This is a genomic window from Caballeronia sp. RCC_10 (genome assembly GCF_041360715.1).
Taxonomy (GTDB): domain Bacteria; phylum Pseudomonadota; class Gammaproteobacteria; order Burkholderiales; family Burkholderiaceae; genus Caballeronia; species Caballeronia grimmiae.
Genome location: NZ_JBFUPT010000060.1, coordinates 1 through 13,617 on the forward strand (window position 1 = coordinate 1; position 13,617 = coordinate 13,617).

Here is a 13,617-nt window from a genome sequence, read left to right on the forward strand (position 1 = left end):
TTTCTTAAAGCTAGCCTGCGCACTCGTCTGCTGGAACATCTTCAGCCGAACGGAGCGCGCTTTTTGAACTGGCCTTTTAAAGACCGTCACCCCAGCGCACAGAATCGGCGCGATCTGATCGAAGGCGACCTGCTGCGGAAGATGCCCCACATAGTCAGGGTCGGCTAGGACGTATTCCGCGTAGCCGCCGTTCACCGAGTAGCCCGTGTTCTGCTGGGAATGGCAGAGCGTCTCCCATCCGGAGAGGCAATGTTCGCAACGTCGCAGGCGGTGTACATCCACGGCACGCCACGCGGTCGCCTTCCTTCACCTGCCTGCCTCCGCGCCGACGGCGGCGACGTACCCCACGCCTTCGTGACCGGGGAAGAACGGCAGCGCAGGCCTGACGGGCCAGTCACCGTCGGCTGCGTGGATATCGGTATGGCAAACGCCGGATGCGGTGATCTTCACCAAAATCTCATTGCGGCCCGGGACGGGGACCGGCACCTCCTCTATGCGCAGCGGTTCTCCGAACGCGTGAACGACAGCAGCTTTCATCGATGTGGTCATCTAACCCTCCCTGAATGGGCGGTGTCCCGTGTGTGGAATCAGCCGGCGGATGAGCGTCCAGTATGCGCAAGCGGATTAGACGGCTTTTGACTCATATCAAGCCGAGCTGCCGCGAGCCTTGACGACTGCGATAGGGAGAGGCGGGCGCTTGTTCAAGACGATGCCAGCGACCTCGCGGACCAATGCCGCACGAGCGCGAGCGCGCCCGCCATGCCGCCGAGATGCGCTAAACGTGCAACGCTAGTCTCGTTTGCCGCTGATGCCGACCCTCAGCGAGAACCGCAAAAACGGAGGCGAACCTACAGGCAGGCATCGCCTTACTCCGCATCCACTCTTGCTGTGCGCGATGCCGTGATGATGCCCCTGAAGAAGAGGCAGCCCCGACTGTTGATGACTCGACCGGCATTGACTCACGTCAACCGGCTGCTCGCTAGCGTTTGCATACTATTGGTCACGCTCACCGTCGAGTGGAACGGCGAATGTGAAGCGATTCCAACGGACCAATCCCAACCGCTGCAGCAAAGCACGCTTCATGGCTTCCACAACGCGATCCACACCTGGTCTTTTCGGGCGACGATGGTCAAGGAGCAGCGCAATGCGTTTTCGGATATGGATGTCGCATTTCAAAGGCGCGGTCGATTCGGTCACTTCTGCATCGGCGACGACCGTCTCGTGGCTCCCCACCCAGCGTGCGAGACGACGTTTCGGGAACCCGCGTTCGCTACGGCTTGTCCGTTCCGCGATCGCGTCGATACCATTCGCCATTGCGCATGCCCACGGCTCGCCGCCACAACTGCCGACCGGCGGGCACTTCGTCGGTGGCGCCGGTCGAATCAATCCCGGCGCTAATTCAATGAACATCGTCCAGACATCCTCGCGCGGGGTCGTGGACTGGTGCACCTTCTCGATTGCCAGCGGCAAGAGCGTCAACTTCGACAACGGTCATGGCGCAACGCTCAACCGGGTCGTGGGAGGGGATCCTTCCCTCATCCTGGGCCGTCTAAATGCCAGTGGCAGTATCTATTTGCTCAATCCGCAAGGCATAGTCATCGGGTCGGGCGGCGTCGTCACGACGGGCGGACGTTTCGTTGCCGCTGCGCTCGCTGCGGACAGCAGCGCGTTCATGCAGGGCCGGCCGATCGTACTTTCGGGAGATGGCTCGGGCGTCGTTATTAATCTCGGAAGGATCGCATCGAGCGGCGGAGATGTGCTGCTCGTATCACGTACTCTCGCAGCGAACTGGGGGGTGATCGAGGCGCCCTCGGGCTCGGCGGAGCTCGTGGCGGGCGAAAAGGTCCTCTTGCGCGATACCTCGAGCTCGCCGCAGGTATCGATCGAGGTACAAAGTCCGGGATCTGTGGTCAATGCCGGAACGATTCGTGCAGCCCAGGTGAACCTTCACGCCGTCGATGGCAACGTCTACGCCCTCGCTGGAAAGAATTCGGTGATCCGTGCGACAGGAACGCGCACGCGCGGTGCTCGCATCTGGCTCGTGGCGGAATCGGGGACCGTGCATGTGGACGGCGACGTCACCGCGCAGGACGGGCAAGGCGCCGGTGGCATCGTTGAGACCCACGGCGAGAGCCTGGACTTGAATGGCGCAACGGTCAGGGCTGGATCGTGGAACATGAGCGCGTCGGTGCTGCAGATGGGTCATCGCGCGACTGCTGCCTTGTCCCGCAGCCTGAATGCGGGGACGTCCATCGACGTCAAGACGACACGTGGCGATGCGACCATCGGTGCGAACATCGAATGGAAGGGCGACGCGACGCTTCGCATCGGCTCGCAACGAGACGTGAACATCGCACAAGGTGCGACGATCCGAGATGTCGGCGGTGGAAATCTCACACTTCGCGCGGATACGGGAGCGATCGACAACAACGCGAGCATGCGGGCGCTTGGCACTATCGACTGGTCGAGAAGCACCGGCACCGTATCCGCGCTTTACGATATGGGCGGCACTTACGCTCGGGGCACGATACTGTCCAACCCTCACTGGAGCGCAGCACCCTATAGCGGACTGCTGACTCAGGTGACCGATTATCAGCTCGTTAATAGCCTGGCGGACTTGAGGAAGGTGAACCTGAATCTTTCGGGAAACTACGCACTCGGAAAAGATATCGACGCTAGTGCGTCGTTCAAGGAAGGCTTCGCGCCGATCGGCCCCTTGCCTGCCGTTGCATTCAGCGGCCAGTTCGACGGGATGGGGCATGCAGTCGACCACCTCTATCTTCAGGGCTACACCGAACAAGGCAGCCTGCCGACGGGGCTCTTTGGCGTGATCGCGGCGCAGGGAGTCGTGCGCAACATCAAGGTCACCAACAGCGAAATCTTCAATGGCGAGGAAGGAACGCTGGCCGCGTTCGGGCTATTGGCCGGCATGAACCATGGACTCGTAACATCCTCATATTCGTCGGGGACGTTCGGCATTGGCGGATTCGGCTATTCCTCCGGTGGAGGCCTGATCGGCTCCAACTACGGCAAGGTCGAACGGTCTTCGAGCAGCGCCTTCACCGGCTCACAAGGTCCGCTGGGCGGGCTGGTCGGCATCAATTTCGGAACAGTCGAGCAGTCGTTCGCAACGGGGATGTCCGCGCACGGCTCGCACGGTCTTTCCGGCGGACTCGTCGGCACTAACCTCGGAACAGTGAAGCAGTCCTATGCCACCGGCTATGCGGAAGACGCCGGATTAGTCGGATACAACGAGGCGTCCGGAATCGTCGAGGAATCTTTTGCGGCGGGTCGCGTGGCGGGGCCCAACGCGCCGCCATTCGGCTATTACGGCGGCATTTCCGTCAGCAACGATGGAACGATAAGTGGCAGTGTCTACTGGGACCGGACTGTTACCGCTCAGCCTTCCGCTACCGCCTTCAACAACGGGTCTGCACCCACCGCTAAGAACGGTTTGAGCACCGCGGAAATGAGCACGCCGGCCAGCTTTGTGAGTTGGGACTTCGGACCGTCGGGAGTTTGGAGCATGCCGGCCGGGGCGAGCCACCCTGTGTTGCGCTGGGAGTCGATGCAGCGTCAGGATTGAAACAATTTCGGCAGGCCACCGACATATGAGGAGCCTTTTCATTCGCTCGATGAAGGTGCCTGAACGACGGCGACGTCATCGCGCGCAATCTCCCGGCCAACCGCGGAGTTCACGAGCAGCAAGGGAGTGCAAGCGATGCGGGCGACGTGACGCGCGACGTTGCCGAGGATCAAATGGCGGCTACGCGGCGTCATGTCTACCCAAGACGACGATGTCGGCTCGCCATGCGTTCGCCTCACGCACGATCGTATGGGCGATATAGTGCCCGCGCTGCGTGGCGCTCACGATCTCGGTCGTCACGGTACCGGGAACGTGATCGAGCACGCGGCGCGCCATCGCAATCGCCGACTTGCCTTCTTGACGAAGGACGGATCAAGCCAGGCAAAAGGGCCGGGGATTGTCGAACCGCGAAGCTTTGTCGATGACGTGATGGCGCGGCTGTGCGTTTCCGAATGTAGCGAACGCCGCGCCGACTCGGAGAGCAGGGAGCACTTCGGTGCTTCCGTCCACTGCGAAAAGGACGTGTCGTGGTTCGTTTGCCAGTGTCGCGTCGAAAGACTCCGGAATGATCAGCAAGGGCAGGGCGATGGTGCTGACCAACGGTTCCGCGATGCTGCCTTCTATCCAGCGCAAAAAGCCGCGGTTTGCGTGCGTTGGAGCGGTGATTCGAGCGGGGCATAGGCGTGTCGCGGCGGAGACGTTGACCGATTATGCAACCTCGCGCGCTTCATCGCGACACATTATGTTCACTTTCACCTATTAAATGTCGATGCGTCGCACTGTCGTTCGTTCGTCGCCGGTTCACGGCCGGGGCGTCTTCGCGCTCACGCCCATCACTGCTGGTGATGTGCTGTTCGAGTATAAAGGCACGCTCCGTTCTTGGAAGGAAGCGCAGCGTCGCTACGAGCGTTCGGCTGCTAAGGACGGCCACCCCTCCTTTTTCGATCTCGGCGATAGACGCCCTGATCGACGGAGGGCAGGACGGAAACTCGGCACGCTGGGTGAACCGCGGATGCGCGCCGAACTGCGAAAACCGAGCAGAAGGGCAGTCGCATCTACTTTTACGCCTTGCGCGACGTTAAATCAGGCGAGGAACTGTTCATCGACTATCGGCTGTTTGTCGAGGGACGCCGCACGCTCGCTCTGAAGAAGCTCTATCAATGCCGCTGCGGGTCGCGGCAGTGTCGAGGAACCATGCTCGCGCCACCGGATCATTGACGCAGTGACGCTGAACGGGCATGCGTGCTGCGTATTGGCGGTTGTCGCCAGCACCTTTGTAAATCTCGCCTTGATCACGACGGAGCAAACTTTACGCGATGGTTTGCTTCGGGCTTGATGCTGGAGACTGAATCGCCAATCGCCTGACGGCTTCAATTGCCGTTTCCAAGGGAGCAATTTCAGCGCGAATCGCTCGTGCGTCTTCACTGCCTGCTGACTCGGCCAGTGAAAGTTGCTCTTGCACGAGTAGCAGCTTTTCTTCCAAGCGTCGAACGACGGACCATAGTGCATCCTCAGCGCCTGCGCGTTGCTGCTGCTCCAGAGACATGGCGGAGAATGCGTGGCCCGTATGACAACGATACCTAAGCGGGTAACCTTCACCGATGCGCCAAAGAACCCCTCCGCAGTCCGGACAAGTCATGCTGGTTCGATGCCCGAGTCGTGCCAAGTCGCTGGGCGATGACCGCCCTGTTTGCGCGATTTTGAGCTCAAGCGCGGCGCGCTCCCTTTCATTCATGTCAAAACCCCTGGACGACGAGCCTGTCAACGCTTTGACGATGGCCGGGCCTATGTCCTCTATCGGAGCGACCACGTCCGGTGGAACAGCTTTTAGGGCAGCTTGGGGCATTTCAGGTGCGACGCACGTCGACGGGTCCTGGATAATGGTATAGCCGCCGCACGCGTGAACAGCCTTGAGTCCCGCGGCGCCGTCATCGAGCTTTCCGCTAAGAACAACGCCTATAGCACGGTCACCGAAGTTGACGGCAGCGGAGCGAAAGAGGGGATCAGCTGCCGGACGCGTGAAGTTTTCCTTAGGCGCAGTCGACAGAACAATTCTTGCGTCGCCCAACAGCATGTGCCTGTCAGGCGGGGCAATGTACACCGTCACTGCAGCAATGGCTTCGCCGTCCGAGGCATGAACCACCGGCAGGCGGCTATCGGCGGCGAGAATTTGGGGAAGCCGACTTGGCCAGGTGCCGATATGCATGACCACAAAGATACTTGCCGGAAAATCAGCTGGCAACCCAGAGACGATTGTTCTCAGAACGTCAAGCCCACCCGTCGACGCTGCGATCACGACAATGCAACGGCCACTTAATGTTTTGTTCACGTATGGTCCTCCGTGCTCACAAAGCAGCAAACCATGAGCCTGTCGAAAGCATTGAACTCGAAACGCCCGCTGAACGGACTCAGCAAACTATCGCACGGGCCGGTCGACTCTGCGAATCCTTGCCGTATTCGAGGCCATATCACGACTCGTTGTTCATGATGAAACATTTGTCTTCGAAGAGGGGTACTATGGGGTGTTACCCAGCCAACGGTGAATAGCCCATGCCAAGCAAATATGCATTGAGCATCAGCGTGACCGAACATCTCTCCGCATTTATCAGATCGGAAGTGGCCACCGGTCGCTATAGCTCGGCTAGCGAAGTCGTCCGTGCGGGGCTAAGGCTATTGGAAGAGCAGGCGTCACACCGTGCTGCTTCGGGCGCCAAGACTGCTGCGCGACCGAAGCGACCGGCACGGGCGCATGGCAAGGCACGCGCTGCGTTGGAGAAAGCATGACATCGGTGGCCGATTTTCCGATCGTGGGCCTGGGCGCCTCTGCCGGCGGCGTTGAGGCACTGGAAGGCTTCTTTCGCGGTATGCCCGAGAAGCCCGGATTGGCGTGTGTGATCATCACGCATTTGAGCCCCGATCGCGAAAGCATGCTGCCGGAGATCGTCGCGCGCTTCACCGCCATGCCGGTGCGCGTTATTACCGATAACACGGTGATCGAAGTCGACACTGTTTATCTGTTACCGACCGACGCGGTTGTAAGCGTGGAGCATCGCAGGCTGCACGTGCATGCGCAGGATGCACATCGGCGAGAGCGAAGACCCATTGATCTATTTTTCAGCGCACTGGCGACCGACGTCGGCGAATTGTCCGCCGGCGTGGTGCTCTCCGGCGGCGACTCGGACGGGACACTGGGCATCAAGGCCATCAAGGAGCGCGGCGGGCTCACTCTCGCGCAGGTGGCCGACGGGTTCGGTCCTCATCACAACAACATGCCCGAGAGCGCAATTTCCAGCGGTCTGGTCGACTTTGCCATACCCGCAGAGAAGATGGGCGCCAAACTGGCTCGCTTTGCAGCGGGTAGATTCATGCTCGACAAGCTCGCCGGAGCTTCCGATGCGCAGCTCGAGAATGCCGCTTTTGACGGAGCCCGCAATGCGATCTACACCATCCTGCGTCACCAGGTCGGCCATGACTTCAGCGGCTACAAGGTAAGAACCTTCCTGCGCCGTGTGCAGCGGCGCATGCAAGTCCTGGACGTGGAGACGCCGGAAGCGTATGTCGCACGACTGTCCAACGACGCGCAAGAGGTCACGGCATTATTTCGCGACCTGCTCATCAATGTCACCAGCTTCTTTCGCGATGCTCAGGCGTTCGAAGCGCTCTCGGATGTTGTCTTACCGAAACTGTTCGAAGCGCGCGGTGTCAACGACACCATCCGCGTCTGGGTGCCCGGTTGTGCGACGGGCGAGGAAGTGTATTCCATCGCCATGCTCATGCGCGAGCACATGGACCGGTCCGACCAGGCGCCGCGTGTGCAAATCTTTGCGACCGATATCGACGACGCGGCGCTCGGCGTGGCGCGCTCGGCACGTTATCCGCTGCCGTTGCTGGATGGCGTGTCGGACGAGCGGCGCCAGCGATTTTTCATCCCCGACGGCAGCAGTTATGTTCTCGCAAAAGAAGTCCGCGATCTCTGCATCTTTTCGCCGCACAGCGTGATTCGTGACCCGCCGTTCTCGCGGATCGACCTTGTCTCGTGCCGCAATCTGCTGATTTACTTCGGCGCAGAGATTCAAAACCAGGTCATTCCGACTTTCCACTACGCACTTCGCCCCGATGGCTACCTGTTTCTCGGTACGTCGGAAGGCGTCAGCCAGTTCGACGAGTTGTTTGTACCGATCGAAAAAAAGCACCGGATCTTTCGCCGCCGCGCTGACGTGTCGCCGCAGCTTCGCGTGCCGCTGTCGGTGTCGTCGCTCAAGATCGGTCACATCGCCGGGCTTGCACCCGGCCGCCCTGCGCTGACCGGTGCGTCGCTGCGCCTCGTGGTCGATAACCACATGCTGGAGCGGTTCACGCCACCTCATGTGCTCGCTTCGCGCGATGGCGATGTGCTGTACTACTCGGCACGCACGGGCAAGTACCTGGAGGCCGCAGCCGGTGCGCCGACGCGCCAGCTATTCACCATGGCGCGCAAGGGACTGGGGCTCGATCTGCGTTCGGTGTTCCGCGAGGCCGTCGAGTCGGGTCGACAGGTCATACGCGAAGGCGTGGTGATCGAGAGCGAGGACGGTCGTGTGCAGGAGATCAGCCTGACCGTCGAGCCGCTGACCGACCAGACCAACGGTGAGCGAATGTACCTCGTGGTCTTCAACGATCAAGGCCCCGTGCTTTCACGCGAGGAGGCGCTCATGCGCGCCCAGGCCACGCACGAGCGGACCGCCGTGCAGGTCGAGAAGGAGTTGCGTGACACCCGTGAACGCCTGCAGTCGATGATCGAAGAGTATGAGACTGCGCTCGAGGAGCTCAAGTCATCGAACGAGGAACTGGTGTCGGTCAACGAGGAAATGCAGTCGTCCAACGAAGAGCTGGAGGCATCGAAGGAAGAACTCGTGTCGCTCAACGAAGAGTTGCACACGGTCAACCTCGAACTGGGTCGCAAGATCGAGGCGCTCGATCGCTCGAACAGCGACTTGCAGAACCTGTTCGAGAGCACGTCGGTCGCCACCGTATTCCTCGACCGTAATCTCGTGATCCGTTCGTTTACGCCAGCCTTGGACCGCGTTTTCCACATTCGCACGATCGATCGTGGACGTCCGATTACCGAGCTTGTTACCCGGCTGGATCTGCCCGGACTGGAGGCGGATATCGAAGCCGTGCTCAATACGGACGAGCCGCGGGAGCGTCATGTGTGCAGCAGGGACAGGCTGGCTCATTTCCTGATGCGCCTTGCGCCCTATCGAAGCGGCGAGCGGAAATCCGACGGTGTCGTGGTTACCTTCGTCGACGTAACGGGCATGGTGCATGCGGAGGAGCGGCAGAACGTGCTGATAGCCGAGCTGCAGCACCGCACCCGCAACCTGCTCACGGTGATCCAGTCGATCGCGCAGCAGACGCTCCAGCAAGACGTCGCACTCGAAACCTTCAACAGCCGCCTGGCCGCGCTCGGTCGTCTGCAAGGTCTCATCGGTGAAGCGGATGGCAACCTGATCAACCTCGGGGACATGGTGAAGCTGGAGTTCGATGCACTCGGCGTCGCAGGCAGCGACCGGATCGTACTTGGGGGGCCGGTGGTGCCGCTTGGCTTTCGCAACGTGCAAACGATCGCGCTGGTTTTACACGAATTAACGACCAACGCGGTCAAGTATGGTGCCTTGAAGAACGAAGCAGCTCGGCTGGAGGTGCGGTGGAACGTCGAGCCCGAAGGACACGACGCCGCGTCTCTCGTCATCGACTGGATTGAAAGCGGCGTGTCGGTTCCACCCGACAACTCGAAAATTGGTTTCGGGCGGCAGTTGATTGAGAAAGCACTGCGATTCACGCTGCGCGCGCGTACAAATCTCGCTTTCGCTCCGGATGGCGTTTCGTGTCACATCGAAATACCGTTACCGTCAGCGAACTCGCACGATGCATAGAGGGCGGACATGGATGAACAGGCGAGAATACTGGACGGTCGAAGAATCATGGTCGTCGAGGACGACTATCTGGTGGCGCTCGGGCTCTCAACCGTATTAGAGGAGGCCGGAGCTTACGTCGTAGGGCCGGTTGCCAGCGCGCAGGAAGCGGTCGCGCTGCTCGAAGAGGGGCGCGAAATAGTCGATGCTGCGGTTCTCGACGTTGATCTGAACGGTGAGAAATCGTATCCGGTAGCCGATGCGCTCGCGTTGCGGGACATCCGTTTCATTTTTGCGACCGGATATGGGATTGATGCCGTGGCTGAAGGCTATCGGCACCATCCGCGTTGCCAGAAGCCGTTCGATCACCAGGCAATTCTTAGAGCACTGAGAGGCTAACGCACGAAAATGACCTATACGATTTATGTGGCCCAGCCAGATTGCTTCCTTCGATTGCTATGAGCATCGGTGACGTTAGAGTCAATCGGCCGCATGCCTAATCCAACGCAGCGGTGCGTGCGAAACTGCAAAGGCCGGTTATTAATACCCCCGGCATTCGAACTTAAACTTGTTCGTGCTGCTGGATAACCGGCTGGACGACGTCTGCTCGCTGCGAGCGGCTCAGGGCGGCGGTAGTCAGCGATCCTCCATCCAATAGGCGCGTCATAGCGGGCAGACACGAGGCCGATGCGGCAAGTGAAATCACTGTGATTGGGCAGCCCACATCGGATGAACATGCCAAAGGGAATGGACTTCCCTGGCGCGCACAAACTCTGGACGCAACGGATTTTGCGGCCGCGCTCAAACAGCGCCGCGTTGCCAGCGAGCGTCGCGCGACGAAAACGGCGCATAGCGCGGCGCGTGCTCGAGGGGCGCGGCGCGCTAATGCGCCAGCGAAGGACGAAAGGGCAGGTGAGCATGTGAGCGGCGGAACGAACCTGGGGTCTTGGCCCTCATGGAATAAAGCGAGGCGGCGACAATGTCAGCCAATGTCAATGACCTTCAGTCCGCCTTCCTGGCCGCACTAGTGGACGGGCAAAGGTGCCTCAAGGTGGCCATGAGCCGCCACTCACACCCAGCGTGGCCCGACGTTGAAAGGTCGGCTACGCTCCGTAAGCGGCCAACCGACAGGTCGTGCCGCCGGAAAGCGCGGCGGCCGAGCATCGGCTCACCCGCACCGTTGCACACGCCTGGGCATTCAACCATCCCTCCTCAGGTTGATGCCCGCGAGTAACGTCGCCAGCTGTTCGATGACAATTGGTTTCACCAGATGGTGATGGAAACCGGCGTGCGCACTGCGGTGACGGTCCTCGTCCTGGCCGTAGCCGGTGACAGCGATCAGCGTCGCGTCAGCCATTTCAGGGGACGCGCGCAGATGCCGCGCCAGTTCGTTGCCGTCCATATCCGGCAGGCCGATGTCTAGCAAACACGCATCCGGGCGCTCCCGCAGCGCAAGCTGGAGCGCGCTCCGCGATTCATGTTCGATGATCACGTCATGCCCGCATGACGCGAGCAGCATGCCGAGCGCTTCCGCGGCGTCGACATTGTCGTCGACGACCAGTAGCTTGAGGCGCCGGCTCGCCGCCGAACTGGCGATTTCCGCTTGCCGTTCTGAAGCCGCCGGCTGCGCCTGCATCAATGGGAGTTTGACCACGAAGGTGCTGCCGGTGCCGAGCCCCGCGCTGTAGCAGTGCACTGAGCCGCAGTGCAACTCGACCAGATGCCTGACCAGGGCGAGACCGAGTCCGAGGCCGCCCAGCGAGCGGTCAGCCGAGCGCTCAGCCTGTGCGAAGAGGTCGAACGCGCGCGCGGTCAACTCGCGTTCCATGCCGATGCCCTCGTCGCGCACGGTGATCACCAGTTCGCCGCCCTCTGCGTCGGCGCAAATTTCGATGCGGCGCCCATCGGGCGTGTACTTTGTCGCATTGTGAAGAAGGTTGGCGACAACCTGAATCAGCCGCGCCTTGTCGCCTAGCACGATAGCCGCCTGCGATGGCACGTGCACCGACAATTGCTGGTTGCGCACCTGCATTAGCGGGCGGACCTGTTCGATCGCTTCCGTGATCACGGTTTGCGTATCGACCGGCGCCCTCGCCAGCGTGACTAGCCCGCTCGTGACGCGCGACACATCGAGCAGGTCATTCACGAGTCTGGTCATGTGGGCGACCTGGCGCGAGATGATTGCGCTGCTGTGGCGCACCTGCGCTTCGTCGAGCCTGCTGATCGTCAACAGCTCGGCGGCGGCAGAAATGGGCGCGAGTGGGTTGCGTAGCTCGTGCGCAAGCATCGCGAGGAATTCGTCCTTGCGCTGATCAGCCGCTCTGAGCTTCTGTTCCGTCTCCTTGCGGTCGGTGATGTCACGAAAAAACGAAGCGATCCCGCCTTCGCCGGTGCGGTAGGCGCGCACCTCGACCCAGATGGCGCTACCGTCCGGATGGCTCTGACAATACTCCAACGCGCCGGGATCGCCGCTTTCCATCACCTGTCGATACATTTGCGCACAATCGGGGTCGACCGGTTCGGGCCAAAGTTGCCGGTAGTTGTGCCCGATCCCTTGCTCTTTCGTGACGCGCGCGATGCGCAGGCCTTCCGCGTTGATGTAAGTGACGTTCCAGTCGCGGTCCATCAGCATGAAACCTTCGCCAATCGTGTCGAAGATGTAACGGCTGCGGTCGCGTTCGGCGCGCAAATCGGCCTGTGCGCGTGCCGCCTCCACCGCCGACCAGGTGCGCTCGGCCATCTCGCGGGCGAGCCGGATATCGCTCGCGGTCCACCGGTGCGGTTCGGCGCGGTGCAGGCCGAGGAAGGCGACCAGACGCCCGGCCTTGATCAGTGGCACCGCGATGAATGCGCGGACGCCGGTCAGGGTGTACGAGCTTGCGAAGTCTGCGGTGCGTGGATCGGTGGCGCTGTCGTTTGCGGTCACGATCTGTCCGGCGCGCAGCGAGTTGATGATGGCCGGGCCGAAGTCGTCCAGTGCGAAGCTCCTGCCGGCGAGACTCGGCAACGGTGGCACAGTCCAATCGCGCGGCACGAAGACAGTGTCGCTGGTTTCCCAGCATTCTCCGTAGATCACGCGGGCCAGTTTCAATTGCTCACCGAGCAGCGCGCTCGCTCGGGTCACGACGTCCTCGGCAGAGGTCAGCGGGCGCAGTGCCTCGGACACCTTTAGATCGAAGATCGCGCGCCGTTCTGCCAGCACGCGTTCCGTCGTCTCGATGACAGTGCAGTACATGCCGCCGACGCGTCCGGAGTTTTCGTGCAGCGGCGAATACGAGAAGGTGAAGAAGCTCTGCTCTGGGTAGCCGCGGCGTATAACCGTGAGCGGCAGGTCCTCAAAGTAGGCGGACCGGTTTGACATCGCGCCGTCGATAATGGGCGCGATGTCAAACCAGATCTCCGCCCAGATTTGTTTGAAGCGGCCACCGAGCGCAGCCGGATGCTTGTCGCCCAAGATTACGGCGTATGCGTCGTTGTAGAGGAAGCCCAACTCGGGGCCCCACGCGATGAACATCGGGAAGGCCGAACTGAGCACCATGCCGACTGCAGTGGTCAATGGCGCCTGCCAATTCGAGGGATGCCCGAGCGGCGATGTGCTCCAGTCGAGTTCGCGTAGCAACGCGCGAACTTCGCCGTTACCTTCGACTGCTGTGTGCCAAAAATCGGGCATTTGTGCTGCTCCAAGATCGTTTCGTACGCGCTTGCCGTAATTCGAAAACATCGCTTCGCGTGGTTCTGGTCGAGTCGACCTTTGCCGTTTCGCTGTCTGAATGCGGCGGGCCCGTAGCGGAAACGGCGCAATGGACGACGGCGACAAGCCCAAATGCCTGTGTCGCGGGGGCCGGTTGGGCTAAACGGGCAAGCTCCAACTGCGGGCAGCTCCCACGAATGTGAATACACTCTCGATACCAGCGCCCCACTATTGACGGCTGTGAAGGCGGACCTTATGGGCCGCGTGATCGCAACCGTTGTGCCGCCGCCTGCTAACTCTCGTCACCTCTCTACGCCATATACCCGAGAAAAACGGACGCCGGATTCTACAAGCTGCCGCTGCATTTCAGCGGCCCAGAAGCCCATCGCGCCATCGCCGACGGCAAGCAGCGGACCAGTCTGCAGGCCTCTCGATTTCAAGTCGAG

The 13,617-nt window shown here is 61.1% G+C and carries 8 protein-coding genes and 2 pseudogenes; 6 read left to right on the forward strand and 4 right to left on the reverse strand.

The features are described from left to right. Nucleotides 1-75: 75 nt before the first annotated feature. Nucleotides 76-549 (reverse strand): annotated as a pseudogene (locus AB6804_RS30610) (alcohol dehydrogenase catalytic domain-containing protein); the annotation flags it as partial. 444 nt (nucleotides 550-993) lie between these two features. Continuing rightward, entirely contained in the window at nucleotides 994-1,410 is a 417-nt protein-coding gene (locus tag AB6804_RS30615) for a hypothetical protein (protein WP_370889651.1), read from the reverse strand. Between AB6804_RS30615 and AB6804_RS30620 the strand changes: the two genes are divergently transcribed. From AB6804_RS30620 to AB6804_RS30630, 3 genes and pseudogenes are all read left to right on the forward strand, one after another. After that, nucleotides 1,403-3,586, forward strand: a complete 2,184-nt coding sequence (locus tag AB6804_RS30620) for a filamentous hemagglutinin N-terminal domain-containing protein (RefSeq protein ID WP_370889652.1) — start codon at nucleotides 1,403-1,405, stop codon at nucleotides 3,584-3,586. The two genes, AB6804_RS30615 and AB6804_RS30620, sit on opposite strands and share 8 nt — an antisense overlap. Nucleotides 3,587-3,778: 192 nt before the next feature. Next, complete coding sequence (locus AB6804_RS30625) at nucleotides 3,779-4,267, forward strand: hypothetical protein (RefSeq protein WP_370889653.1); 489 nt, start codon at nucleotides 3,779-3,781, stop codon at nucleotides 4,265-4,267. An 88-nt stretch (nucleotides 4,268-4,355) separates the two neighbouring features. Continuing rightward, nucleotides 4,356-4,804, forward strand: a pseudogene (locus AB6804_RS30630) (SET domain-containing protein). Nucleotides 4,805-4,895: 91 nt separating this feature from the next. On the opposite strand, the gene AB6804_RS30635 reads toward AB6804_RS30630, so the two are convergent. Continuing rightward, nucleotides 4,896-5,915 carry a chemotaxis protein CheB gene (locus tag AB6804_RS30635; protein WP_370889654.1) on the reverse strand — a complete coding sequence of 340 codons (1,020 nt, stop codon included), beginning with the start codon at nucleotides 5,913-5,915 and terminating at the stop codon, nucleotides 4,896-4,898. A 221-nt stretch (nucleotides 5,916-6,136) separates the two neighbouring features. Here AB6804_RS30635 and AB6804_RS30640 point away from each other — a divergent pair, with 221 nt between their 5' ends. Genes AB6804_RS30640 through AB6804_RS30650 form a run of 3 tightly spaced genes read left to right on the forward strand, consistent with a single transcriptional unit; the run spans nucleotide 6,137 to nucleotide 9,879 of the window. Then, complete coding sequence (locus AB6804_RS30640) at nucleotides 6,137-6,370, forward strand: type II toxin-antitoxin system ParD family antitoxin (RefSeq protein WP_370889655.1); 234 nt, start codon at nucleotides 6,137-6,139, stop codon at nucleotides 6,368-6,370. After that, nucleotides 6,367-9,501, forward strand: a complete 3,135-nt coding sequence (locus AB6804_RS30645) for a CheR family methyltransferase (RefSeq protein WP_370889656.1) — start codon at nucleotides 6,367-6,369, stop codon at nucleotides 9,499-9,501. The genes AB6804_RS30640 and AB6804_RS30645 overlap by 4 nt, the downstream gene beginning before the upstream one ends. A 9-nt stretch (nucleotides 9,502-9,510) precedes the next feature. Then, the gene (locus AB6804_RS30650) at nucleotides 9,511-9,879 is read left to right on the forward strand and encodes a response regulator (protein ID WP_370889657.1); all 369 of its coding nucleotides are present in this window, start codon (nucleotides 9,511-9,513) and stop codon (nucleotides 9,877-9,879) included. Nucleotides 9,880-10,678: 799 nt separating this feature from the next. Here AB6804_RS30650 and AB6804_RS30655 read toward each other — a convergent pair. Continuing rightward, nucleotides 10,679-13,201 (reverse strand): ATP-binding protein, encoded by a 2,523-nt coding sequence (locus AB6804_RS30655; RefSeq protein WP_370889658.1) that lies wholly within the window; start codon nucleotides 13,199-13,201, stop codon nucleotides 10,679-10,681. Nucleotides 13,202-13,617 lie beyond the last annotated feature (416 nt).